We start from the raw sequence: 24,671 nt of genomic DNA, 5'->3' as shown, positions 1-24,671 counted from the left end.
AGCCGTTCTCTTGATCAGCGTCAAACAGGCCTACGAGGCGGAACTCGCTGCGCGCGGGTTCAAGAGCGATCCCGCGCAGCTGCGCGCCGTGGAGGCGCTGGATCGCTGCGCCAGCGAATGGGCCGAGTACAAGGCCCAGCGCTCGAATGCGCTGAAGAAGTTCATCAACAGGCCGGAGCTCCCGCGCGGCGTCTACATGTACGGCGGCGTCGGGCGGGGCAAGAGCTTCCTGATGGACCTGTTCTTCAACGCCGTGCCGCTGCGGCGCAAGACGCGCCTGCACTTCCACGAGTTCATGCGCGAGGTGCACCGCGAGCTGCGCGAGCTGCAGGGCACGGTGAACCCGCTCGACGAACTGGGACTGCGCATCTCGAAGCGCTACAAGCTGATCTGCTTCGACGAGTTCCACGTGGCGGACATCACCGACGCGATGATTCTCCATCGCCTGCTGGTGTCGCTCTTCGACAACGGCGTGGGGTTCGTCACCACCTCGAACTTCAAGCCCGACGACCTGTACCCGGGCGGCCTGCACCGCGACCGCATCCTGCCTGCCATCGAGCTGCTGAACGAAAAGCTCGAGGTGCTGAGCGTGGACAACGGCACCGACTACCGGCGCCGCACGCTGGAGCAGCTGCGCATGTATCTCACGCCCAACGACGCGGCGGCCGAGAAGGAGATGCGAAAGGCCTTCGAGAAGCTCGCCGAGACGGCGGACGAGAACCCGATCCTGCACATCGAGCAGCGCGAGATCCGCGCGCTGCGCAAGGCCGGCGGCGTGGTCTGGTTCGATTTCAAGACGCTGTGCGGTGGTCCGCGCTCGCAGAACGACTATCTGGAGATCGCGAGCCAGTTCCACACCATCCTGCTGTCCGACGTGCCGCACATGCCGGTGCGCATGGCTTCCGAAGCACGCCGTTTCACATGGCTGGTCGACGTCTTGTACGACCGGCGATGCAAGCTCATCATGTCGGCTGAGGTTCCGCCCGAGGCGTTGTACACCGAGGGCCCGCTGTCGCATGAGTTTCCGCGCACGGTCTCCCGGCTCACCGAGATGCAATCGAGCGAGTTCCTTGCCCTGGAACGCCGCGTCGTCGATACCCGACTTACATGAAAAAAATCGTTCTTGCCCTGTTCATGGCGTTGGCCAGCCTGCCGCTGTGGGCGCAGTCCAACGCCACGGCGGGCAACGCCGACCTCGACGCCGAGAAGCGCCGGCTGTCGGCCGAGCGAGAGGCCATAGAGAAGCGCTACGTCGAGGAGCGGGCCGCTTGCTACAAGAAGTTCGCGGTGGAAGACTGCCTGCGCGAGAGCCGCACCCGTCGCCGCGCCGAAACGGACAACATCAAGCGGCAGGAAACCGCGATCAACGACATCCAGCGCCAGCGCAGCGGTGCGGCCGAGTTGAGGAAGCTCGACGAAAAGGCGGGCACGCAGCGTTCGGTGGACACGCCCGAGAAGCAGCAGCAATCCATCCAGAACCAGAAGGACCGCGAGCAGCGCGCCGCCGATCACGCGGCCAGCCGTGCCTCCACGGCAGCCGAAGCTGCCGAGCGCGAGCGCCAGTTCCAGTCCAAGCAGCAGTCGCACGCCGACGAGCAGGCCAAGGCAGCCCAGCGTCGCGCCGACGCGCCAGAGGCCGTTCGGCGCTTCGAGGAGAAGCAGCGCCGTGCAGCGGAACACAGGGCCGATCGCGAGCGGCGCAACGCCCAGCAGCGCGACAAGCCGCGCGGGGCGCCGTTGCCCCCGCCGCCTTCCGAGCCGGGACCGGCCAAGCCCTGACAGGCAAAGAGAGAGGGTGGCGCCCGCTGCCCGCGCTCAGGCGGCGGCAGCGGGGAGCGGATCGAGCTTCAGGACCGCGATCGAGATGTTGTCGCCCGTGCCCCGGGCCCGGCGGCGCGCTTCGCCCACCAGGATTTCCACCGCGTCGCGCGGCGGCTGCGCATAAAGCACGCTCGCCAGTTCCTCGGGGCTGAAGTAGTGCCAGAGCCCGTCGCTGCAGGCCATCAGCAGGTCGCCCGGCGCCATCTTCGGGATGTAGTAGGGGTCGATGGGCGGCGGCGTGGTCGTCATGCCCAGGCAGCCCAGCAGGATGTTGCCCTGCGGATGGATGTTGGCCTCGGCCTCGGTGATCTGGCCCCGGTCGATCAGCACCTGCACGTACGAGTGGTCGCGCGTGCGCTTGAGGAGCTCTCCGTCGTGGAAGTGGTAGATGCGCGAATCGCCGGCGTGGATCCAGGCGCAGTCGCCCTTCGGGTTCATGAGGAAGGCCGCGATCGTGCTGTGCGGTTCCTGCTCGGCGGAAACGGCGGTGAGCTTGATGACCGTGTGCGAGTCCTCGAGGATCTGCTTGAGCAAGGCTTCCGGGTCTTCCTTGCCGGGCTGGTAGCGCGTGAAGAGCTGGCGCGCCGTCATGAGCACCTGGTCGGAGGCCTTGCGCCCGCCGCTGCGCCCACCCATGCCATCGGCCACAACGCCCAGCACGCAGCCGGGCACGCGCGGGTGGCTCATCAGCAGGACCTGGTCCTGCTGGTACGGGCGGTCTCCCTTGTGGAGTCCGGTGGCCGCTGCGAGTCGAAAGCCTTGGGTCATGAAGCAATGGGCGCCTGAAGCGCGGGTTCCTGTCTTCTCGGAGATTCGTGTCAGGACGTATTATCGAATGAACATGCGGCGCGAAAACCAGGCGTGCGCTCCCCACCGTTGGACTCCAATCTTCACTCCCTTTCCCGCCAGCTGATCGAACTGCGCATCGAGCACGCAGACCTCGACGCCACCATCGACCGTCTGGCCGAAGGCTCGCCGCAGGACGAGCTGCTGCTTCGGCGCCTCAAGAAGCGCCGCCTCGCGCTGCGCGACCAGATCGCCCGCCTGGAAAACATCCTCGATCCGAAAGAGCCGGCGTGACGGGGTCGCTCGAAGACAAGGTGCGCGACGCCTTCGCGCAGGACGGTGGCCTTTCGCGCGCCGCGCAGCAGTTCCGCGAACGCTCGGGGCAGACCGAGATGGCGATGGCCGTGGCCCGCACCATCGACAAGGGCGGTGTGCTGGTGGTCGAGGCCGGCACCGGCGTCGGCAAGACCTTTTCCTACCTCGTGCCGGCGCTCCTGAGCGGCGAGCGCGTGCTGCTCTCCACCGCCACCAAGACCCTGCAGGACCAGCTCTTCGGCCGCGACCTGCCGCGTCTCGTCGAAGCCTTCGGCCTGCCGGTGCGCACGGCGCTGCTCAAGGGCCGCGCCAGCTACCTGTGCCTGCACCGGCTCGACATGGCGCGCCACGATGCTTCCCTGCCAGAGCGCGGCAGCCTGCGCACGCTCGCCAAGATCGAGCAATGGTCCAAGGCCACGCGCACCGGCGACCTGGCCGAGCTGCCGGGGCTCGACGAGCGCTCGCCGCTCATTCCGCTGATCACCTCCACGCGCGAGAACTGCCTGGGCGCCCAATGCCCGCAGTTCAAGCCCTGCCACGTCAACCTGGCGCGGCGCGAGGCGTTGGCGGCCGACATCGTCGTCATCAACCACCATCTTTTCTTCGCCGACCTCGCGGTGCGCGAGACCGGCATGGCGGAGCTGCTGCCGACGGTGAGCGTGGTGGTGTTCGACGAGGCGCATCAACTCAACGAGACCGGCGTGCAGTTCCTGGGCGCCCAGCTCGGAACCGGTCAGGCGCTCGACTTCGCACACGACATGCTGGCCGCGGGCCTGCAGCATGCGCGCGGCCTGGTCGACTGGCAGCAGCTGGTTTCCACCACCGAGCGCGCCGCGCGCGATCTGCGGCTGGTTGTCGGCAAGCAATGGCCGGGCGCGAAGCTGCGCTGGCTGGGCCCGTCGCCCGAGGGCATCGACCCGGCGGCGTGGCAGGGGGCGCTCGACGACCTGCTGGATGCATTCCGGGCGGCGGCGCAAGGGCTGGACACCGTCAGCGAAATCTCGCCCGACTTCGTGCGGCTGCACGAGCGGGCTCGCCAGCTCGCGAAACGCACCGCGCGCTTCGCCTTGCCGTGCGAACTCGATTCCGTGCGCTGGGTGGATGTGGGCACGCAACTGCGGCTCATCGAATCGCCTCTGGACATCGCCGATGCGATGCGCAAGCGGGTGCTCAAGATCGCCGACGAGGCCGGCGAGGCCGATGAGGCCGGGATCGACGGTGACGAGCAGGAAGACGGCCTGGACGCCTACGGCGAGCAGCCGGCGCGTTCGGGCGCTGCACACGAAGAGGGCGGCCGCGCCTGGGTCTTCACGTCGGCCACGCTGGGCGACGAGCCCACGCTGCGCTGGTTCACCGAGCCCTGCGGCCTGCAGGACGCCGAAGTGCTGCGCGTGCAGAGCCCCTTCGACTACGCCTCCCAGGCCGCGATCTACGTGCCGCGCGCCTTTCCCAAGCCCAACGATCCGTCGCACAGCCAGCGCGTCGCGCAGCTCGCGGCGCGCGGGGCGGCGGAGCTGGGCGGCCGCACGCTGGTGCTGACGACCACGCTGCGCGCATTGCGCACCATCGGCGACGAGATGAGGCAGCAGTTCGAACTGCTCGACGCACAAGTTCGGCCCGAAGTGCTCGTGCAGGGCGAACTGCCCAAGCGCGTGCTGATGGACCGCTTCCGCGAAGGCTCGAGCGCCGGGCGCGCGGGCTGCGTGCTGGTGGCGTCGGCGTCGTTCTGGGAGGGGTTCGATGCACCGGGAGACGTGCTTCAGTTGGTGGTGATCGACAAGCTGCCGTTTCCGCCGCCCAACGATCCGCTGGTCGAGGCGCGCTCGCAGCGGCTGGAGGCGCAGGGGCGCAGTTCGTTCGCCGACTATTCGCTGCCCGAGGCGGCGGTGGCGCTCAAGCAGGGTGCGGGGCGCCTGATCAGGCGCGAGACCGACAGCGGCGTGCTGGCGATCTGCGATACGCGGCTGGTGGCGATGGGCTATGGCCGCCGTCTGCTGGCGGCCTTGCCTCCGATGCGGCGGCTCGAGAACGAAGCCGATTTCCATGCCGCGCTGGAGGCGCTCAGGAACTGAGCGGGAGGCTTCGGCAGGGCGCTTGCGGCCCTACCGGTTCAGGAAGGTCGTCTGGCTTACCAGACCTTCCACCACGGGTCGTCCTTGCCCTTGAAGCCGTTGGCGAGGAAGGTGCTCTGCGGGTAGTTGGTGGTCAGCACGCGCTGGGCGTCGTCGCGCAGATCCTTCATGCCGAGTGCGTCGTACGACTTGACCATGATGTACAGGGCTTCTTCGAGCGCCGGCACTTCGCGGTAGTCGGCTAGCGCGACCTGGGCACGGTTGATGGCCGCCAGGTAGGCGCCGCGCGTGTAGTAGTAGCGCGCCACGTGAACCTCGTACTGCGCGAGCGAGTTCACGATGTAGTTCATGCGCTGGCGTGCGTCGGGGGCATAGCGCGAGTCGGGGAAGCGCGTGGCCAGATCCTTGAACGCCTCGAACGATTCCTTGGCGGCCTTCTGGTCGCGCTCCGACAGGTCCTGGCGCGTCAGGAATGCGAACATGCCGAGGTCGTCGTTGAAGTTGATCACGCCCTTGAGGTAGAGCGCGTAGTCCATGGCCGGGCTCGCCGGGTGCAGCTTCATGAAGCGGTCGACGGTGGCGATGGCGGCCGCCTTCTCTCCGGACTTGTACTGGGCGTAGGCCTTTTCCAGCTGTGCCTGCTGGGCCAGCGGGGTGCCGGCTGCGCGGCCTTCGAGCTTCTCGTAGAGCGGAATGGCCTTGTCGTAGGCGCCCGATCCGGCCTCGTCCTTGGCTTCCGAATAGATGCGGTTGGGGCTCCAGGTGGCGGTCTTGTCGGCAGTCGGGGTCGACGAGCAGCCAGCTGCCAGCAGAGCCGCCGCGCTGAGCGCGATCCAGGCGGGGACCGATAATTTGGCGCGAATCATCACATACGGCTTTCGTGAAACAGTTGCCCTCAATTATATCGACCGACCCTCTGGGCAATATCCCCGACAGCCCGGAGGTGGCCGAGCACGAAGAGGGCGCCGACCCGGCCGAGGCCAGCGAGCAGCGGCCCTTCGTCATCGACCCGGCCCAGCACGGCCAGCGGCTGGATCGGGCCCTGGCGGCGCTGGTGCCCGAGTTTTCCCGCAGCTATCTGCAGCAGCTGATCGAGGCAGGCGTCGTCGAGTTGCAGGGGCGCACCGTCACCAAGGCCTCGGCGCCGGTGAAGGCGGGGCAGTCCGGGCGCATTGAGCTGCGCCCCACGCCCCAGAGCCAGGCCTTTCGGCCGGAGGCGATGGACATCGTCACCGTGTACGAGGACGAGCATCTGCGCATCGTCGACAAGCCCGCCGGCCTCGTGGTGCACCCGGCGCCGGGGCACTGGAGCGGCACGCTGCTGAACGGCCTGCTGGCGCTCGACCCCAAGGCGGTGCTGCTGCCGCGCGCCGGCATCGTGCACCGGCTCGACCGCGATACAAGCGGCCTGATGGTGGTGGCGCGCACGCGCCCCGCCATGGATGCGATGGTGGCGCTGATCGCCGCGCGCGAGGTCAAGCGGCAGTACCTGGCCATCGGCCACAGGCAGTGGGAGGGCGCCCCTGCACGGCATGTCGACGCCCCCATCGGGCGCGATCCGCGCAACCGGCTGCGCATGGCGGTGGTCGATCTGGAGCGCCACGCGGGCAAGACCGCCCGCACGCTGATCGAGCGGCTCGACAGCAACGCCGAGGGCTGTGCCGTGCGCTGCACGCTCGAAACCGGGCGCACCCACCAGATCCGCGTGCACATGGCCTCCATCGGCCATCCGCTGGTGGGCGACGCGCTCTACGGCGGCGCGCCGGCCGCGGGGCTGTCGCGGCAGGCGCTGCATGCATTCAGGCTGGCCTTCGTGCATCCCGTCACGCAAGCGGCGCTGGAGTTCCGCTCGCCGTTGCCGGGGGACCTCGTCCAGGCTTTGCAGGCCTGGGGGCTGGATTACAATCGCGCCTGACGGCCCGAGGGCCGCGCCGGTCGCCCGAGACCGGCCTTGCGTTGCATTCGCCGCGTGCCTGCAGCGCCTACTCCTTCCATCCTTCTGAACAAGCGCCCCCAGGCGCCTTTTCCCGGATAACGCGAACCATGAATACGGCGGATGCCAAGCGCATTCTCGAAACCGCCTTGATCTGTTCGAGCCAGCCGTTGCCGGTGCGCGATATGCGCGTGCTGTTCGACGACGAGCTGGGTGCGGACACCATCAAGGCGCTGCTGCTCGAACTGCAGGAAGACTGGGCGCAACGTGGCCTGGAGCTGGTGAGCGTCGGCAGCGGCTGGCGCTTCCAGAGCCGGCCGGAAATGCGCGACCACCTCGATCGCCTGCACCCCGAAAAGCCGCCGCGCTACACGCGCGCGGCGCTCGAGACGCTGGCCATCATCGCCTACCGACAGCCCGCCACGCGCGGCGACATGGAAGACATCCGCGGCGTGACGATCAACTCGCTGATCCTCAAGCAGCTGGAAGATCGCGGCTGGGTCGAGGTCATCGGCCACCGTGAAACGGTCGGCCGCCCGGCGCTCTACGCGACCACGCGCCAGTTTCTCGATGACCTGGGCCTGGCCTCGCTCGACCAGCTGCCGCTGATCGAGACGCCCGCGCAGCAGGCGGCGCTGGTCGACGCGCTCGAGCAGGCCTCGGGCGAGCAGCAGGGGCTGCCGATCGACGCGGCGCCGGAGGGCGATGCAGATGCGTCCGGATCGGCGGAGCTGGAGCTCTCCTTGGCCGGCGTGCCGGCGGCGGACGCCGAGATTGCTGCTGCGCAACAAGGCGAAGAAGCCGTTGCCGAGACGGCTGAAGCGCCGGAGATGCCTGCCCGGGAGCCCGCGGTCGTCGACACCGCGCCCGAAGTCGTGGAAGCAGTCAAGGCAGCCGAAGCTGCCGAAGCGATCGAGGCCGCCCAGGCACAGTTCGCCGAGAACGAAGCGGGCGCCGAATCTGCCCCCGCCGAGCCAGAACAAGAACCCGCGTCAGAGCCCGATGCCCCGTCCGAGGACGAGACCGACCCTGACGCTCCCTCCCCCGGAAAAACCTCATGAGCACAACCGACACCGAAGACGCAGCGATGCTGCCGGTCGAGCCCGAAGTCAAGAAGAAGAAAAGGGCGACCCCGGCCAGGAAGGCGGTCGATGCAGTCGAGGCGGTAGCGCCGGCCGAGGCAGAAGTCGAGGCACCGAAGAAGCCGCGTGCACCACGCAAGAAGAAGGTGGTCGAGCAGGTTGCGCCCGAAACCGAGGCCGAGGCCGTGGCCGCGCCCGTGGCGGAGGCGCCCCGGCAAGTGGGCGAGCCGGAAGTTGTCGCGGCCGTCGTCGAAGAGGCGCCTGTTGCAGTCGTCGCGGAGGTGGCGCGTGATCCGGAGCCTGTCGAGGCGCATCGGGCCGAGCGCCTCGATGACCGCGATGATGACTCCCGTGACGAAGACGAGGACGACGAAGAACCGGACGAGGAAGAGGACGACCTCGACCGCGCCCGCCGCGCCGCCGAGCGCGAGCAGCGCAACGCGCCGCCGCCGGAGCCGATCCGCTTCGCGGACGTCATCTCCGGCCAGTTCGACGCCGACGAGGAAAGCCCCGAAGTCCCGCCGCTCAAGCGCGTGCTGCTCCCTGAGGCCGATTCGCCCAAGCTGCACAAGGTGCTGGCGCAGGCCGGCCTGGGCTCGCGGCTCGAAATGGAGCAGCTCATCCTGCAGGGCCGCATTTCCGTCAACAACGAGCCGGCCCACATCGGCCAGCGCATCCAGTACGGCGACCAGGTCAAGATCAATGGCAAGCCGATCCGCTATCGCATCGCGCCACCGCCGCCGCGCGTGATCGCCTATCACAAGCCCGTGGGCGAGGTGGTCACGCATGACGATCCGCAGAACCGCCCGACCGTGTTCCGCAAGCTGCCGCGCCTGCAGCAGGGCAAGTGGCAGTCGGTGGGCCGTCTCGACCTGAATACCGAGGGCCTGCTGCTGTTCAGCAGCTCCGGCGACCTGGCCAACCAGCTCATGCACCCTCGCTTCGGCCTGGAGCGCGAGTACGCGGTGCGCGTGCTGGGTGCGCTCACCGCCGAAGAGAAGCAGAAGCTGCTGGACGGCGTGCGCCTCGACGATGGCATGGCGCAGTTCGGTGCCATCGAGGACGGTGGCGGCGAAGGCTCCAACTGCTGGTATCGCGTGACGATCTCCGAAGGCCGCAACCGCGAGGTGCGCCGGCTGTTCGAGTCCGTGGGCCACGCGGTCAGCCGGCTGATCCGCATCCGCTACGGCGCGATGGTGCTGCCGCGCGGCCTGAAGCGCGGCGCCTGGATGGAACTCGACGACCGCGACATCCGCGCGCTGTTCCAGGCCTCGGGTGGCGCGGTCGCCCGTCCGGGCCAGCAGCAGCGTGGCCCGGGGCAGGAGGGCGGTGGCGGCAACGGCCGCGGCGGCCGCAACAAGAAGCGCCGTGGCAATCGCAACGGCGGCGGCCAGCAGCAGCCGCGCGACATGCGCGAAGCGCGTGACGACGGCGGGCGCGAGGCGCCGATCCCGAATCCGCTTGGCGACGGCCGTCCGCCGCGCGGCGAGCGGGGAGGACGTTCCAACCGTGGCGGCGGGCAGCCCCAGGGGCAGGGACGCCGCGGCAACGGCAGCCGCCAGGGCGGCGATCGCCAGCAGCAGGGTGGCGGTGGCAATCAGCCCGATCCGATGAAGACCTCGCTGGGCTACATCGGCGCCGACAGCTTCTCGCGCCAGCGCAAGGAGCAGCGCGGAGGAGGTCAGCGCCGCGGAGGCGGCGGGGGCGGGGGCGGCTTCGCAGGCCAGGGCGGCGGACGCCGCCGCGGGCGCTGAAAGTCTGCCGTCTCAGCGCGGCCTTTCGCGGGGTTTTCACCAATCCGCAAGGCTGCGCCGGTTAAAATCAGAGGCTTTGTCGACATGTGACGCAACAAACTCGTTGCAGTTGTGACAAAACACTTCAAAATCAAAGCTCCAGGAAGCATTTCAATGGCTATCGAACGTACCCTTTCCATCATCAAGCCCGACGCAGTTGCCAAGAACGTCATCGGCAAGATCGTTTCCCGTTTCGAGGCCGCCGGCCTCAAGATCGTCGCCGCCAAGCTGGTGCACCTGTCGCGCAACGAAGCCGAACAGTTCTACGCCGTGCACAAGGAGCGTCCCTTCTTCAAGGACCTCGTCGAGTTCATGATCTCGGGCCCCGTGTTCGTGCAAGTGCTCGAAGGCGAAAACGCCATCGCCAAGAACCGTGACCTGATGGGCGCCACGGACCCCAAGAAGGCAGCCGCCGGCACCATCCGCGCCGACTTCGCCGACAGCATCGACGCCAACGCCGTTCACGGTTCGGACGCTCCCGAAACCGCCGCGAACGAAGTGGCCTTCTTCTTCGCCGGCCTCAACGTCTACGCACGCTGAAACCCGGATCTCGCCCCGATTCCATGACCACGGCCAATCTGCTCGATTTCGATCTCGAGGGGTTGGCTGCGTTCTGCGAAAAACTCGGCGAGAAGAAATTCCGCGCCACGCAACTGTTCCGCTGGATCCACCAGCGTGGCGCCAGCGACTTCACCCAGATGACAGATCTGGCGAAGTCGCTGCGCGAGAAGCTCGCGACCACCGCTCGCGTCGAGGCCCTGCCGGTCATCACGCAGCACGAATCCAGGGACGGCACGATCAAGTGGCTGTTCGACGTCGGTGACGGCAATGCCGTCGAAGCCGTATTCATTCCCGAGGACGACCGCGGCACTCTTTGCGTGTCGTCCCAGGCCGGCTGTGCGGTCGGTTGCCGCTTTTGCTCGACGGGGCATCAGGGCTTCAGCCGCAACCTGAGCACGGGCGAAATCGTCGCCCAGCTCTGGTTTGCCGAACACTTCCTTCGCAAGCACCTCAAGCGCGACGAGCGCGTCATCTCCAACGTGGTGATGATGGGCATGGGCGAGCCGCTGCAGAACTACTCGGCGCTCGTGCCTGCGCTGCGCACCATGCTCGACGACAACGCCTACGGGTTGTCGCGCCGCCGCGTGACGGTGTCGACCTCTGGCGTGGTGCCAATGATCGACCGCCTCGGCGCCGATTGCGCCGTGGCGCTCGCGGTTTCGCTGCACGCGCCCAACGATCCGCTGCGCGACGACCTCGTTCCGCTGAATCGCAAATACCCGATCGACGAACTCATCGAGGCCTGCAAGCGCTACCTGGCCCATGCCCCGCGCGACTTCATCACCTTCGAGTACTGCATGCTCGACGGCGTGAACGACCAGCCAGAGCATGCACGCCAACTGGTCGAACTGGTGCGCAGGCACGGCATCTCGTGCAAGTTCAACCTGATCCCGTTCAACCCGTTTCCGGCCTCGGGCCTGCTGCGTTCGCCGCAGCCGCGCGTCCTGGCGTTCGCCAAGACGCTGAGCGAGGCCGGTCTCGTGACCACCGTGCGCAAGACGCGCGGCGACGACATCGATGCCGCCTGTGGCCAACTCGCCGGCGACGTCAAGGACCGCACCCGCGCGGCCGAGCGCATGGCGCAGCGCCGTGCGGCCGAGCAGCGCCCCGTTGTTTTGCATCCGGTCCGCAAGACCGCCTCCCAGGAGCATTGAACCGATGAGCATGGCCATTTCGATGACGACCGCGAACGTGCAGCGGATGCTGACGGTGGGTTTCGCGGGCGTCGCCGTGTCGCTGCTGCTTGGGGGCTGCGTGAGCACGCGCACCACCACCACCAGCCTGGCCGACAGCAGCAACTCGTCCAAGGGCACCGAGATCGTCACCGAGTCCGACGAGTCCAGCCGCCAGCGCCGCGCGCGCCTGCGCATGGAACTGGCCGCCGGCTACTTCGAGCACGGCCAGACCACCGTCGCGCTCGACGAAATCAAGCAGGCGCTGGCCGCCGACCCGAACAACGCCGACGCCTACAACCTGCGCGGCCTGGTCTACATGCGGCTCGACGACGCCGCCCTGGCCGAAGACAGCTTCCGCCGTGCCATCGCGATCAATCCGCGCGACCCGAACACGCGCCACAACTATGGCTGGCTGCTGTGCCAGCAGAACCGCTATGGCGACGCGGCCGCCCAGTTCGGCGAGGCCCTGGCCGTACCGACCTACACCGAGCGCGCCAAGACGCTCATGACACAGGGCGTGTGCGAGCTCAAGGCCGGCCAGCGCGACAAGGCCGAGCGCACCCTCATGCAGGCCTACGAGATCGACGCCAGCAACCCGGTGGTCGCCTTCAACCTGGCTTCCGTGCTGGCGCAGCGCGAGGAATGGTCGCGCGCGCAGTTCTACATCCGCCGCGTCAACAACAGCGCCGCGGCCAGCGCAGAGACGCTCTGGCTGGGCATCAAGATCGAACGTAAGCTGAACAACCGCGAGGCAGTCGCGCAGTTGGGAGGCCAACTGCAACGACGCTTCCCCCAGTCGCGGGAGGCAACAGCGTACGAGCGCGGGAATTTCAATGACTGATCGGGTTTCGGAGTTCGGCACTTCCGCAGCATTGCCACTGGAAGCTGGCGATATCGCGAACAAGACGGCCGGTGACCTGCTGCGCGAGGCGCGCGAGGCCCACGGCCTGCACATCGAGATGGTGGCCGCGGCCCTGAAGGTCCCGCCGCAGAAGCTCATGGCGCTCGAGGCGGACGACATCGCCTCGTTGCCCGACCCGGTCTTCGCCCGCGCACTGGCCAGCAGCGTCTGCCGCGCCCTGCGCATCGACCCGGCCCCCGTGCTCGCGAAGCTGCCCAGCACGCAGAAGGTGTCGCTCGCCGAAACCGACCGCACCCTCCGCTCGAACATCAATTCGGGCACGCCACGCTGGAACGGCAACGGCCGCTCCAGCGGGCTGCCTTCGCGGCCGCTGCTGATCGTCGTGCTGCTGCTGCTGATCGGCGCGGGTGCGCTGTTCTGGTTGCCGCAGTCGGTGTTCGACCAGCTCGGCGCTTCCGTGTCGCGCCTTACGGCGCGCGGCGATTCCGGTGCGGAATCGCCGTCCGCCAACGGTCCGGCCTCGGCCGGCGGATCCGTGGCCGAAACCGTGCCCACACAGGCCGTGGCGCCCAGTGGTCCGGTGGCCAGCGAGGCTCCGGCCGCGGCGCCTGCTTCCGGTGCGCCCGCGGCTACCGCTGCCGCGCCGGCTGCCACGGCTGCTGCTGCACCTGCGGCCACGCCCGTGGCTGCAGCCTCGAGCAGCCAGCAGCTGGTCTTCGTGGCTCGCGAGGAATGCTGGATCACCGTGACCGAAGCCGGCGGCAAGCAGTTGCTGCGCCGCAGCCTGCAGGCAGGCGAAACGGTAGGGCTGTCGGGCACGCTGCCGCTGTCGGTCGTGGTCGGCCGCGCTTCGAGCGTCGACGTGCAGGTCCGTGGCCAGCCCTTTGACCTGAAGCCCTTCACCAAGGGTGGTGGCGTGGCGCGTTTCGAGGTGAAGTCGTGACCTCCACTGGCAATTGCCTTCCCGTTCCGATCGAGGCCGCGGCTCCCAAGGCCCGCCGCTCGCGCCAGGCCAGCGTGGCCTGGGGGCCGCGCGTGGTCACCGTGGGCGGCGACGCCCCGGTGCGCGTGCAGTCGATGACCAACACCGACACCGTCGATGCCATCGGCACGGCGATCCAGGTGAAGGAGCTGGCCCAGGCCGGCTCCGAGATGGTCCGCATCACGGTCAACACGCCCGAGGCCGCCGCGCAGGTCCCTTACATTCGCGAGCAGCTCGACCGCATGGGCATCGACGTGCCGCTGGTGGGCGACTTCCACTACAACGGCCACCGCCTGCTGACCGAATATCCGGCCTGCGCCGAGGCGCTGAGCAAGTACCGCATCAACCCCGGCAACGTGGGCAAGGGCGACAAGAAGGACAGGCAGTTCGGCCAGATGATCGACGCCGCCATGCGCTGGAACAAGCCCGTGCGCATCGGCGTCAACTGGGGCAGCCTCGACCAGGAGCTGCTCGCCAGCCTGATGGACGCCAACAGCCGGCGGGCCGAGCCCTGGGACGCCAAGCAGGTGATGTACGAGGCGCTGATCACCTCTGCCATCGAGTCCGCCAGGCTGGCCGAGTCGATGGGCATGGCCGGCAACCAGATCATTCTTTCGTGCAAGGTGAGCGGCGTGCAGGACCTGATCTCGGTCTACCGTGAGCTGGCCCGCCGCTGCGACTATCCGCTGCACCTGGGTCTCACCGAGGCCGGCATGGGCGCCAAGGGCACCGTGGCGTCGGCCGCGGCGCTGTCGATCCTGCTGCAGGAGGGCATCGGCGACACGATCCGCGTGTCGCTCACGCCGCAGCCGGGCGAGCCGCGCACGCAGGAGGTGGTGATCGCCTCCGAGATCCTGCAGGCGCTCGGCCTGCGCGTGTTCGTGCCGAGCGTCACCGCCTGCCCGGGCTGCGGCCGTACCACCAGCACCACCTTCCAGGAGCTGGCCAAGCAGATCGACGACTACCTGCGCATGCAGATGCCGGTCTGGCGCAAGAAATATCCGGGCGTGGAGACGCTGAAGGTGGCCGTCATGGGCTGCATCGTCAACGGCCCCGGCGAGAGCAAGCACGCCGACATCGGCATCAGCCTGCCCGGTACGGGCGAGGCGCCTGCGGCACCGGTCTTCATCGACGGCGAAAAGGCCCTCACGCTGCGCGGCGACAATATCGCCAACGAGTTCCATCAGCTCGTCGAAAACTACATTGAAAAGCGCTTCGGCCAGCCGCTGGCTGCCGACGTCGCCTGACCGCTTTCTCTTATGGCTGACAAGATCAATGCCGTCAAAGGCATGAACGACATATTGCCGGCGAGCGTGCCGCGCACCGACCGCCTGCCCGATTCGGCGCTGTGGTCGTGGTTCGAACAGAAGGTGCGGCAACTGCTGGCCCGCTACGGCTACCACTACATCGTGACGCCCGTGGTCGAACCTACCGCACTGTTCGTGCGCGGTCTCGGCGAGGTCACCGACATCGTCGAGAAGGAGATGTACTCCTTCACCGACTCGATGAACGGCGACAAGCTCACGCTGCGCCCGGAGGCCACGGCCGGCATCGTGCGCGCGATGGTCGAGCACAACGCGCTCTACAACGGCCCGCTGCGCCTGTGGACCATGGGGGCGATGTTCCGCCACGAGAGGCCGCAGAAGGGGCGCTACCGCCAGTTCCACCAGCTCGACGTCGAAGCGCTCGGCTTCCCGGGCCCCGACGTGGACGCCGAACTGATCCTCATGGTGCGCGCGCTCTGGCGCGAGCTCGGCCTGGTCGAGGGCGAGCATGTGCGCCTAGAGATCAACAGCCTCGGCCAGCCGGCGGAGCGCCAGGCGCACCGTGATGCGCTGATCCGCCATTTCGAGGCGCATGCCGACGTGCTCGACGCCGATGCGAAGCGGCGCCTGCACAGCAACCCGCTGCGCATCCTCGACACGAAGAACCCGGCGATGCAGGCCATCGTCGAGGCCGCGCCCCAGCTGATGGACTTCCTCGGCGAGGAATCGCGCGCGCACTTCGACGCCGTTCGCGCCGTGCTCGATGCCGCGGGCCTGGCCTATCGCGTGAATCCGCGCCTGGTGCGCGGCATGGACTACTACAACCTCACCGTCTTCGAGTGGGTCACCGACCAGCTCGGCTCGCAGGGCACCGTCTGCGGAGGCGGGCGCTACGACGGGCTCATCGGGCAGATGGGTGGCAAGCCGGCGCCGGCCGTGGGCTTCGGCCTCGGCATCGAGCGGCTGCTGCTGCTGATCCAGGAACTGGGCCTGCCGGTGCCGTCCGCGGCGCCCGCGGCCTATGCCATCGTTCCCTCGGCCGCGGTGCTGCCGCAGGTCATGATGGTGCTAGAGCAACTGCGCGCCGCAGGCGTCAGCGTGCTGCAGCACGCGGGCGGCGGCAACATGAAGGCGCAGTTCAAGAAGGCCGACGCGAGCGGTGCGCGCTACGCACTGATCTTCGGCGAAGACGAACTGGCGCGCGGCGAGGTCACCGTCAAGTCGCTGCGCGACGCAGGCGGCGCCCAAGTCGCCCGGTCTCTTTCGGAAGTGGCCGCCTGGGCCGCCACCCTACAATCGCCGGCTCCCAATACCTGACACGCATGGCAACCCATCTCGACCTCGAAGAACAGGAACAGCTCGACCAGCTCAAGCATTTCTGGAATACCTACGGCACCCTGATCACCTCGGTCGTGCTGCTCGTTGCCGGCGCTTTCGTGGCCTGGAACGGCTGGCAATGGTATGGCCGCAACAAGGCGGCGCAGGCCTCGTCGCTCTACGACGAGATCGAGAAGACCGCGCAGGCCGGCGACCCGGCGCGCATCGCGCTCGTGCTCGACGACATGAAGAAGCGCTTCGCGGGCACCACCTACGCGCAGCAGGCCGGCCTGCTGGTCGCCAAGACGCTGTACGAGAAGGGCAATGCCGCGGGTTCGCGCGCCGAGCTCGAATGGGTGGCCCAGAACGCCATCGACCCCGGCTACAAGGCCGTTGCCCGGCTGCGGCTGGCGGCCGAGCTGCTCGACGGCAAGTCCTACGACGAGGCCCTGAAGCAGCTCGACGGCGGCGTGCCGAAGGAATTCGAACCCCTGGTGGCCGACCGCAAGGGCGACATCTACCTGGCCCAGGGCAAGCGCGCAGAGGCTCAGACCGAATACCGCAAGGCCTGGACTGGCCTCGGCGCCACTTCCGACTACCGCCGCCTGGTGGAAATCAAGCTCAACGCGGTCGGCGTCGACCCCAAGAGCCTGGCTCCTGTAGTCACCGTCACTCCCGCAGCTCCCAAGACTCCCTGACCGCATCATGAATTTCAAGCGCCTCATGCCTGAATCGTCCGCCCTGCGTGCGGGATCAGCTCTCGTTTTGGTAGCGCTCCTGGCTGCCTGCTCGGGTTCGTCCAAGCCGAAGCCGGACGAGCTTCCCGCCAACCCGGCCCTGATGGGCGTGCGCCAGGCGTGGACGGTGCGCATCCCCGAGGTGAAGTTCCCCCTGACCACCGACGTCAGCGGCGACACGGTCACCGTGGCCGGCAGCGACGGCACGGTGGTCGCCATCGACGCGCGCGCCGGCCGTGAAGTCTGGCGCGCCAGCGCTGGCGCTCCGCTGGCGGCCGGTGTGGGCAGCGACGGATCGGTGGCGGCAGTCGTCACCACCGGCAACGAGCTGGTCGCCATCGAGAACGGCAAGGTGCTCTGGAAGCAGAAGCTCTCGGCGCAGGCCTTCACCGCGCCGCTGGTGGCGGGCCGTCGCGTGTTCGTGCAGACCGCCGACCGCAGCATCAGCGCCTGGGACGGCCAGAGCGGCCGCCGCCTGTGGATCCAGCAGCGCGCGGGCGAGAACCTGGTGCTGCGCAAGTCGGGCGTGCTGCTCGCCGTGGGCGATACGCTGGTGGCCGGCATCGGCGGCCGGCTGGTGGGCATCAACCCCGCCAACGGCACTTCGCGCTGGGAATCGCCCATTGCGGCGCCGCGCGGCACCAACGATGTGGAGCGCCTGGTCGACCTGACCGGCAGCGTGAGCCGCTTCGGCGACACGATCTGCGCGCGTGCGTACTACGCCAGCGTCGGCTGCGTCGAAACGGTGCGCGGCTCGCTGGTCTGGAGCAAGCCCGCCTCGGGCGCAGACGGCGTCAGCGGCAACGAGAGCTTCGTCTACGGCACCGAATCCGACGGCAGCGTCATGGCCTGGCGCCGTGCCGACGGCGAGCGCGCCTGGCAGATGTCGCGCCTCAAGAACCGCGTGCTGACTTCGCCGCTGGCCGTGGGCCGCTCGTTGATCATCGGCGAGGACACCGGCACCCTGCATTTCGTCTCGCGTGAAGACGGCGCGTTGCTCAACCGCATCACGCCGGACGGCTCGGCCATCACCGTTGCGCCGGCACTGGCCGGCAACACGGTGGTCGTGGTGACCGCCAAGGGTGGCGTGTTTGGCTATCGCCCCGAGTAACCCCTCTTTCTTCTTTCCTTCTCTCTTTCCAAGGCCCGACCATGAAAACCGCGCCCTCGAAAGGCCGGCCATGAAGCCGGTCGTGGCCCTGGTCGGGCGGCCGAACGTCGGCAAGTCGACCCTCTTCAACAGGCTGACGCAGACGCGCGACGCCATCGTCGCCGACTTCGCCGGCCTCACACGTGACCGCCACTACGGCAACGGCCGCCTGGGCAAGCGGGAATTCATCGTCATCGATACCGGCGGTTTCGAGCCTGACGCCGGCAGCGGCATCTACAAGGAGATGGCCAAGCAGACGCGACAGGCCGTCGCCGAGGCCGACGTCGTGATCTTCGTGGTCGATGCGCGAGAAGGACTCTCCGCGCAGGACCATGACATCGCCAACGAGCTGCGCCGTATCGGCAAGCCCTGTGTGCTGGTGGCTAACAAGGCCGAGGGCATGCACGACGGCACCAAGCTGGTGGACTTCTACGAGCTCGGGCTGGGCGAGGTGCATGGCGTGTCCGCGGCGCACGGGCAGGGCATGCGCGGCCTGGTCGAGCTGGCGCTGGCGCCGCTGAACCTTCCCGACCCCGATGACGAGGAGGAAGAGGACGACGTCAACAAGCCGATCAAGCTGGCTGTGGCAGGTCGTCCCAACGTGGGCAAGTCGACGCTGATCAACACATGGCTGGGCGAAGAGCGCCTCGTGGCCTTCGACATGCCGGGCACCACGCGCGATGCAATATCCGTACCCTTCGAGCGCAACGGCCAGCGCTTCGAGCTGATCGATACGGCAGGCCTGCGCCGCAAGGGCAGGGTGTTCGAGGCGATCGAGAAGTTCTCGGTGGTCAAGACGCTGCAGGCCATCGAGTCGGCCAACGTCGTCCTGCTGCTGCTCGATGCCACGCAGGGCGTGACCGACCAGGACGCGCACATCGCAGGCTACATCCTCGAAAGCGGCCGCGCGGTGGTGATCGCCATCAACAAGTGGGACGCGGTCGACAGCTACCAGCGCGAGCAGATCCAGCGGCAGATCGAGACCCGCCTTGCGTTCCTGAAGTTCGCGGCGCTGCATTTCATCTCGGCCATCAAGCGCCAGGGCCTGGGTCCGGTGTGGCAGGCCATCGCGCAGGCTCACAAGTCGGCCACGCGCAAGATGTCGACGCCGGTGCTGACGAGGTTGTTGCTGGAGGCGGTGCAGTTCCAGGCGCCCAAGCGAAGCGGGATGTTCCGTCCCAAGCTGCGTTATGCGCACCAGGGGGGCATGAACCCGCCGGTGATCGTGATCCACGGGAATTCGCTCGAACATGTGACCGATGCTTACAAGCGCTTCCTCGAGGGACGCTTCCGCAAGGAGTTCGATCTCGTGGGTACCCCCTTGCGCATCGAGTTCAAGAGCTCCCACAATCCCTTCGTCGACAAGGACGACTGACTGAATTTGGCGGCCGATGGCCGCCGTTGAGTTCTGACCGGGGTCGAAGTTCCGGCTTTTGAGAGACGTTATTTTTCAAAGGCTTTTGGGTGCGATTGCTGCGGCGCGGAAACCCTGTGTTAAGGTCTTCTCCTCCAACAACTACTCTTGAACACGGAGAATATCGTGAGCAATAAAGGGCAACTTCTACAAGACCCGTTTCTGAACACCTTGCGTCGCGAGCATGTGCCGGTCTCCATTTACCTGGTGAACGGTATCAAGCTGCAGGGCCAGATCGAGTCTTTCGACCAGTACGTCGTGCTGCTTCGCAACACGGTGACGCAGATGGTCTACAAGCACGCCATTTCCACCATCGTGCCAGGTCGTGCCGTCAACTTCTCGGCTACCGAGAACGACGACAACGCCGCCTGATCGCGCGGAGCGCGGCGGCACCGCTGCCGCGCTTTTCCCTATTTCTGATCCCGCTTGTCTGAACTGACTTCCCGCCAGGAAGGCGCCGCCGTTCTCGTCGGCGTCGATTTCGGGCTGCCCCATTTCGACAGCGAACTCGAGGAACTCGGCCTGCTTGCGCAGACCGCGGGCCTCACGCCCGTCGCCCGCCTCGCGTGCAAGCGCAAGGCGCCCGACGCGGCATTGTTCGTTGGCAGCGGCAAGGCCGAAGAAATCAAGGAGCTGGCTGCCCTGCACAGGGCGAGCGAGGTCATCTTCGACCAGGCCCTGAGCCCTGCGCAGCAGCGCAACCTCGAGCGCCAGCTCGACGTCGCTGTCTACGACCGGACCTTCCTCATCCTCGAAATCTTCGCCCAGCGCGCGCGTTCGCACGAAGGCAAGCTGCAGGTGGAGCTCGCCCGCCTGCAGTACCTCAGCACGCGGCTGGTTCGTCGCTGGTCGCACCTCGAGCGCCAGACCGGCGGCGCGGGCGTGCGCGGAGGCCCGGGCGAGAAGCAGATCGAGCTCGACCGCCGGATGATCGGCGAGTCGATCAAGCGCACGCGCGAGCGCCTCTCCAAGGTGCAGAAGCAGCGCGGCACGCAGCGCCGCCAGCGCGAGCGCCGCGACGCCTTCAACATCTCGCTGGTGGGCTACACCAACGCGGGCAAGTCGTCGCTTTTCAATGCGATGGTCAAGGCGCGCGCCTATGCGGCCGACCAGCTGTTCGCAACGCTCGATACCACCACGCGCCATCTCTACCTGGGCGATGCGCGCAGGCAGGTGTCGATCTCCGATACGGTGGGTTTCATCCGCGACCTGCCGCACGGGCTGGTCGATGCCTTCAAGGCCACGCTGCAGGAGGCGGTCGATGCCGACCTGCTGCTGCACGTGGTCGATGCCTCCAACCCGCACTACCCCGAGCAGATGGCCGAGGTGCAGTCGGTGCTGCGCGAGATCGGCGCGGACGCCGTGCCGCAGCTTCTGGTCTTCAACAAGCTCGACGCCCTTGAAAGCACGCAGCATCCGCTGCATCTGCAGGACGAGATGGAAATCGACGGCGTGCAGGTCCCCCGCATCTTCCTCAGCGCCAGGACCGGCGAGGGCGTGCCGCTGCTCCGAGCCGAGCTTGCCCGGCAGTCAGGCTCCGCACCCGATACGATGACCCCTGCTGCGGACGCTGAATTGCACGATGCAACCGATGGATTGGGCACAATCCCGCCACTGACAAGAGAACGAAGCGAATGAATTCAAAGCCAGCGCGGAGAGGGTTTCTGGGCATGTTCAACCTGAACGACGGCCGATGGGGGCGCGGCGACGAGCCGTCCTCCTCCAACGGCGACCGCCCGGCCGGCAACCGGCCCCCCGATGCCAATCCCCCCGGCGGCCCCACGCCCCCGCCCCAAGGCAACAACGGCAACGACAACCGTCCCCGCGGCCAGGGCCCCAACCAGGGCCCGCCCGACCTCGATGAACTCTGGCGTGACCTCAACCGCAAGCTCGGCGGCTTCTTCGGCGGCAAGGGCGGCGGCAACCGTCCCAATGGCGGCGGCGGCAACGGCTACAAGCCCGACATGAAGAACGCAGGCTTCGGCATCGGCCTCGTGGCCGCGGTGGCCGTGCTGATCTGGCTCGGCACCGGCTTCTTCATCGTGAACGAAGGCCAGCAGGCCGTCATCACCCAGTTCGGCAAGTACAAGAGCACCGTGGGCGCAGGCTTCAACTGGCGCCTGCCTTATCCCATCCAGCGCCACGAAGTCGTGGTGACCACGCAGATCCGTTCGGCCGACGTGGGCCGCGACGCCATCGTGCGTTCCACCGGCCTGCGCGAATCGGCCATGCTGACCGAAGACGAGAACATCGTCGAGATCAAGTTCGCCGTTCAGTACCGCCTGAGCGACCCGCGCGCCTGGCTGTACGAGAGCAAGTCGCCCGCCGACACCGTCGTGCAGGTGGCCGAGACTTCCGTGCGCGAGGTGGTGGGCAAGATGAAGATGGACGCCGCGCTCGCCGAGGAGCGCGACCAGATCGCGCCGCGCGTGCGCGCGCTGATGCAGACCATTCTCGACCGCTACAAGATCGGCGTCGAAGTCGTCGGCATCAACCTGCAGCAAGGCGGTGTGCGCCCGCCCGAGCAGGTGCAGGCCGCGTTCGACGACGTGCTCAAGGCCGGGCAGGAGCGCGAGCGCACCAAGAACGATGCGCAGGCCTACGCCAACAACGTGGTGCCCCTGGCCACCGGTACGGCCTCGCGCCTGAAGGAAGAGTCCGAGGCCTACAAGGCGCGGATCGTGGCTCAGGCCCAGGGTGATGCGGGCCGCTTCAGCGCCGTGCTGTCGGAGTACCAGAAGGCCCCGCAGGTGACGCGCGACCGCATGTACACCGACGCCATGCAGCAGATCTACGCCAGTACCACCAAGGTTCTGGTCGACAGCAAGCAGGGCTCGAACCTGCTGTACCTCCCGCTCGACAAGCTGATGCAGATGAGCGGCGGCAACGCGGCAACGCCGGTCGATGCGGCCAGCCCCAGCGTCGCCGGCACGGCGCCGGCACAGTCCTCGGTCATCCCGGTGGCCCCTGCCACGAACGACGTGCGCGGCCGCGACGGCCGCTCGCGTGACCGCGACGTGCGTTGAGAAAGGCCCGCAAGAACATGAACAGAATCGGATTCATCGCAACCTCGATCCTCGTGCTGCTGGTACTGGCAAGCTCGACGCTCTTCGTGGTCGACCAGCGCCAGTTCGGCGTGGTCTATGCCCTCGGCCAGATAAAGCAGGTCATCACCGAGCCCGGCCTCAACTTCAAGCTGCCGCCGCCGTTCCAGAACGTGTCGTACATCGACAAGCGCCTGCTGACGCTCTCCAGCGTGGACACCGAGCCCATGCTCACCGCGGAGAAGCAGCGCGTGGTGATCGACTGGTACGTGCGCTGGCGCATCAGCGACCCGCAGGCCTACATCCGCAACGTCGGCCTCGACGAGAACGCCGGTGCCATGCAGCTCAACCGCGTGGTCCGCAACGCCTTCCAGGAAAACATCAACAAGCGCACGGTGCGCGACCTGATCTCGGTGCGCCGCGAGGCCCTGATGGCCGACGTGCAGCGCGAGGTGCTCTCGGTGGTGAAGGGCAGCAAGCCCTGGGGCGTGGACGTGGTGGATGTGCGCATCACGCGCGTCGACTACGTGGAAGCCATCACCGAGTCGGTCTACCGCCGCATGGAAGCCGAGCGCAAGCGCGTGGCCAACGAACTGCGCTCCACCGGCACGGCCGAGGGCGAGAAGATTCGCGCAGACGCCGACCGCCAGCGCGAAGTGATCGTGGCGAACGCCTACCGCGATGCCCAGAAGATCAAGGGCGAAGGGGATGCCCAGGCTGCCGCCACCTACAGCGAGGCCTTCGGCCGCGACCCGCAGTTCGCGCAGTTCTACCGCAGCCTCGAGGCCTACAAGCAGAGCTTCAACAAGAAGAGCGACGTGATGGTGCTCGACCCGTCGTCGGACTTCTTCCGCGCCATGCAGGGCTCGGGCTCGACCACCAACGCGCCTCGCCGTTGATCACTTCCGGCCGCAGCCGACTTCAGGAGCCGTGAGCGCCGACACTTTCTGGAGCGCGCTGGCGCTCGTCCTGGTGATCGAGGGCATCCTGCCTTTCGTGTCGCCGGGAGGGTGGCGGCGCGGCTTCGGGCAGCTCATGCAGCTGCGCGACGGCCAGCTGCGTTTCTTCGGGCTTTGCAGCATCGTTCTGGGCCTGGTCCTGCTCTGGATCCTGGGCTGATCCGGCCCGCCGATTGACGCCCGTGCCGGACCGGGTGCCCGGTGCCGGTAGAATCCCGTTTTAACCACGCCCCCGATCCCCATGTCCGCCTGGGTCCTTCCGGATCACATTGCCGATGTGCTGCCCTCCGAGGCGCGCCACATCGAAGAACTTCGACGCCAGCTGCTCGATACCGCCCGTGGCTACGGCTACGAGCTGGTGATGCCGCCGCTGCTCGAGCATCTCGAATCGCTGCTCTCCGGTACCGGCGAGGCGCTCGACCTCCAGACTTTCAAGCTCGTCGACCAGCTTTCCGGCCGCAGCATGGGCCTTCGCGCGGACACCACCCCCCAGGTGGCGCGCATCGATGCCCACCTGCTGAACCGCGACGGCGTGGTCCGCCTGTGCTACTGCGGCCCGGTGCTCCACACCCGGCCCGACCGCCCGCATGCCACCCGCGAGCCCTTGCAGTTCGGCGCCGAGATCTACGGCCACGCCGGCCTTGAGGCCGACACCGAAACCCTGCTGCTGGCGCTCGACTGCCTCGATGCCGCCGGCTTGCGCGAGGGCGTGATCGTCGACCTGGCCGATGCCCGCATCGTGCGTGCCCTGTTCGCCGGCGTGCCGGTCGACGGCGCCACCCTGGCGCAGGTGCATGCAGCACTGGCGGCCAAGGACGCGAGCGAGCTCGAGTCGCTCACCAGGAACTTCCCCGCCGCCTCGCGCGAGGGGCTGCGCGCGTTGATCCAGCTCTACGGCGACGAGGCCGTGCTCGACGAGGCCGCCAAGGCCCTGAAGGGCACGCCCGCGGTCGGTTCGGCGCTGGCCGACCTGAAGCAGCTTGCCGCCGGCCTGCGGGGCGTGGCCGGCCGCCAGATCAGCTTCGACCTGGCCGACCTGCGCGGCTATGCGTACTACAGCGGCATGCGCTTCGGCATCTACGTGCCCGGCGCGGCCGATTCGCTGGTGCGCGGCGGCCGCTACGACGAGGTGGGGGCCGTGTTCGGCCGCAACCGCCCGGCCGTCGGCTTCAGCCTCGACGTGCGCGAACTGGTCGGCGTGCTGCCGGCCCGCCCGCTGCGCGCCGCCATCCGCGCGCCCTGGAGCGACGCGGCCGGCCTGAGTCAGGCCATTGCCCAATTGCGCAAGGCCGGTGAAACGGTAGTCTGCGTGCTGCCGGGCCATGGCAGCGAAATCGATGAATTCCACTGCGACCGCGAGCTCGTCGAGCAGGCCGGCCAGTGGAGTGTCCGTGCGATCTGAT

Annotated in this window: 24 protein-coding genes; 22 read left to right on the top strand and 2 right to left on the bottom strand. The window is 67.8% G+C overall.

Features of this window, described 5'->3' with window-relative positions; translation table 11 throughout:
* Window positions 1–13: 13 nt before the first annotated feature.
* Together zapE and ACAM57_RS18730 are read left to right on the top strand one after the other, a co-directional pair.
* Window positions 14–1,111 (top strand): cell division protein ZapE, encoded by a 1,098-nt coding sequence (gene zapE / locus ACAM57_RS18735; RefSeq protein ID WP_369662454.1) that lies wholly within the window; start codon window positions 14–16, stop codon window positions 1,109–1,111.
* Window positions 1,108–1,779 carry a hypothetical protein gene (locus ACAM57_RS18730; protein ID WP_369658466.1) on the top strand — a complete coding sequence of 224 codons (672 nt, stop codon included), beginning with the start codon at window positions 1,108–1,110 and terminating at the stop codon, window positions 1,777–1,779. The genes zapE and ACAM57_RS18730 overlap by 4 nt, the downstream gene beginning before the upstream one ends.
* Window positions 1,780–1,815: 36 nt before the next feature.
* Here the strand turns inward: ACAM57_RS18730 and ACAM57_RS18725 are convergent, their stop codons facing one another.
* A complete protein-coding gene (locus tag ACAM57_RS18725) occupies window positions 1,816–2,589 on the bottom strand; it encodes a PP2C family serine/threonine-protein phosphatase (RefSeq protein ID WP_126018808.1) in 774 nt (257 codons plus the stop codon).
* Window positions 2,590–2,697: 108 nt separating this feature from the next.
* On the opposite strand from ACAM57_RS18725, the gene ACAM57_RS18720 reads away from it, so the two are divergent.
* Complete coding sequence (locus ACAM57_RS18720; RefSeq protein ID WP_093201587.1) at window positions 2,698–2,901, top strand: YdcH family protein; 204 nt, start codon at window positions 2,698–2,700, stop codon at window positions 2,899–2,901.
* Window positions 2,898–4,994, top strand: a complete 2,097-nt coding sequence (locus ACAM57_RS18715) for an ATP-dependent DNA helicase (RefSeq protein ID WP_369658465.1) — start codon at window positions 2,898–2,900, stop codon at window positions 4,992–4,994. Before ACAM57_RS18720 ends, ACAM57_RS18715 begins: the two co-directional genes overlap by 4 nt.
* A gap of 56 nt (window positions 4,995–5,050) precedes the next feature.
* On the opposite strand, the gene ACAM57_RS18710 is transcribed toward ACAM57_RS18715, so the two are convergent.
* Entirely contained in the window at window positions 5,051–5,860 is an 810-nt protein-coding gene (locus ACAM57_RS18710) for an outer membrane protein assembly factor BamD (protein ID WP_126018814.1), read from the bottom strand.
* A 77-nt stretch (window positions 5,861–5,937) separates the two neighbouring features.
* On the opposite strand from ACAM57_RS18710, the gene ACAM57_RS18705 reads away from it, so the two are divergent.
* From ACAM57_RS18705 to ACAM57_RS18620, 18 genes are all read left to right on the top strand, one after another.
* The gene (locus ACAM57_RS18705) at window positions 5,938–6,909 is read left to right on the top strand and encodes an RluA family pseudouridine synthase (protein ID WP_369662453.1); all 972 of its coding nucleotides are present in this window, start codon (window positions 5,938–5,940) and stop codon (window positions 6,907–6,909) included.
* Window positions 6,910–7,037: 128 nt separating this feature from the next.
* Entirely contained in the window at window positions 7,038–7,988 is a 951-nt protein-coding gene (gene scpB, locus ACAM57_RS18700) for an SMC-Scp complex subunit ScpB (protein WP_369658464.1), read from the top strand.
* Entirely contained in the window at window positions 7,985–9,763 is a 1,779-nt protein-coding gene (locus ACAM57_RS18695) for a pseudouridine synthase (protein ID WP_369658463.1), read from the top strand. Before scpB ends, ACAM57_RS18695 begins: the two co-directional genes overlap by 4 nt.
* A gap of 153 nt (window positions 9,764–9,916) precedes the next feature.
* Window positions 9,917–10,342, top strand: coding sequence for a nucleoside-diphosphate kinase (gene ndk / locus ACAM57_RS18690; protein WP_019653122.1), 426 nt, complete (start codon window positions 9,917–9,919; stop codon window positions 10,340–10,342).
* 23 nt (window positions 10,343–10,365) lie between these two features.
* A complete protein-coding gene (gene rlmN, locus ACAM57_RS18685) occupies window positions 10,366–11,517 on the top strand; it encodes a 23S rRNA (adenine(2503)-C(2))-methyltransferase RlmN (RefSeq protein ID WP_369658462.1) in 1,152 nt (383 codons plus the stop codon).
* Window positions 11,518–11,521: 4 nt separating this feature from the next.
* Complete coding sequence (gene pilW, locus ACAM57_RS18680) at window positions 11,522–12,379, top strand: type IV pilus biogenesis/stability protein PilW (RefSeq protein ID WP_126018822.1); 858 nt, start codon at window positions 11,522–11,524, stop codon at window positions 12,377–12,379.
* Entirely contained in the window at window positions 12,372–13,343 is a 972-nt protein-coding gene (locus ACAM57_RS18675; protein WP_369658461.1) for a helix-turn-helix domain-containing protein, read from the top strand. Before pilW ends, ACAM57_RS18675 begins: the two co-directional genes overlap by 8 nt.
* The gene (gene ispG, locus ACAM57_RS18670; protein WP_369658460.1) at window positions 13,340–14,629 is read left to right on the top strand and encodes a flavodoxin-dependent (E)-4-hydroxy-3-methylbut-2-enyl-diphosphate synthase; all 1,290 of its coding nucleotides are present in this window, start codon (window positions 13,340–13,342) and stop codon (window positions 14,627–14,629) included. The genes ACAM57_RS18675 and ispG overlap by 4 nt, the downstream gene beginning before the upstream one ends.
* A 12-nt stretch (window positions 14,630–14,641) precedes the next feature.
* The gene (hisS, locus tag ACAM57_RS18665; RefSeq protein WP_369658459.1) at window positions 14,642–15,964 is read left to right on the top strand and encodes a histidine--tRNA ligase; all 1,323 of its coding nucleotides are present in this window, start codon (window positions 14,642–14,644) and stop codon (window positions 15,962–15,964) included.
* Window positions 15,965–15,969: 5 nt separating this feature from the next.
* Window positions 15,970–16,662 (top strand): YfgM family protein, encoded by a 693-nt coding sequence (locus ACAM57_RS18660; protein WP_369658458.1) that lies wholly within the window; start codon window positions 15,970–15,972, stop codon window positions 16,660–16,662.
* Between the two features lie 7 nt (window positions 16,663–16,669).
* The gene (gene bamB / locus ACAM57_RS18655) at window positions 16,670–17,812 is read left to right on the top strand and encodes an outer membrane protein assembly factor BamB (RefSeq protein ID WP_369658457.1); all 1,143 of its coding nucleotides are present in this window, start codon (window positions 16,670–16,672) and stop codon (window positions 17,810–17,812) included.
* Window positions 17,813–17,882: 70 nt separating this feature from the next.
* A complete protein-coding gene (der, locus tag ACAM57_RS18650) occupies window positions 17,883–19,226 on the top strand; it encodes a ribosome biogenesis GTPase Der (RefSeq protein ID WP_184638572.1) in 1,344 nt (447 codons plus the stop codon).
* 147 nt (window positions 19,227–19,373) lie between these two features.
* The gene (gene hfq / locus ACAM57_RS18645; protein WP_019653113.1) at window positions 19,374–19,637 is read left to right on the top strand and encodes an RNA chaperone Hfq; all 264 of its coding nucleotides are present in this window, start codon (window positions 19,374–19,376) and stop codon (window positions 19,635–19,637) included.
* A 54-nt stretch (window positions 19,638–19,691) separates the two neighbouring features.
* Complete coding sequence (gene hflX, locus ACAM57_RS18640; RefSeq protein WP_184638570.1) at window positions 19,692–20,903, top strand: GTPase HflX; 1,212 nt, start codon at window positions 19,692–19,694, stop codon at window positions 20,901–20,903.
* Between the two features lie 32 nt (window positions 20,904–20,935).
* Window positions 20,936–22,291, top strand: a complete 1,356-nt coding sequence (gene hflK / locus ACAM57_RS18635) for an FtsH protease activity modulator HflK (RefSeq protein ID WP_126018841.1) — start codon at window positions 20,936–20,938, stop codon at window positions 22,289–22,291.
* A gap of 17 nt (window positions 22,292–22,308) precedes the next feature.
* Window positions 22,309–23,208, top strand: a complete 900-nt coding sequence (gene hflC, locus ACAM57_RS18630) for a protease modulator HflC (protein ID WP_184638568.1) — start codon at window positions 22,309–22,311, stop codon at window positions 23,206–23,208.
* A 31-nt stretch (window positions 23,209–23,239) separates the two neighbouring features.
* On the top strand, window positions 23,240–23,428 hold the full coding sequence (locus ACAM57_RS18625; RefSeq protein WP_126018845.1) for a DUF2065 domain-containing protein: 189 nt from the start codon (window positions 23,240–23,242) through the stop codon (window positions 23,426–23,428).
* A gap of 81 nt (window positions 23,429–23,509) precedes the next feature.
* Complete coding sequence (locus tag ACAM57_RS18620; protein ID WP_369658456.1) at window positions 23,510–24,670, top strand: ATP phosphoribosyltransferase regulatory subunit; 1,161 nt, start codon at window positions 23,510–23,512, stop codon at window positions 24,668–24,670.
* Window position 24,671 lies beyond the last annotated feature (1 nt).

Origin of the sequence: Variovorax sp. V15 (genome assembly GCF_041154425.1) — a bacterium.
GTDB lineage: Bacteria > Pseudomonadota > Gammaproteobacteria > Burkholderiales > Burkholderiaceae_C > Variovorax > Variovorax guangxiensis.
This window is presented reverse-complemented; position numbering and strand designations above follow the sequence as displayed.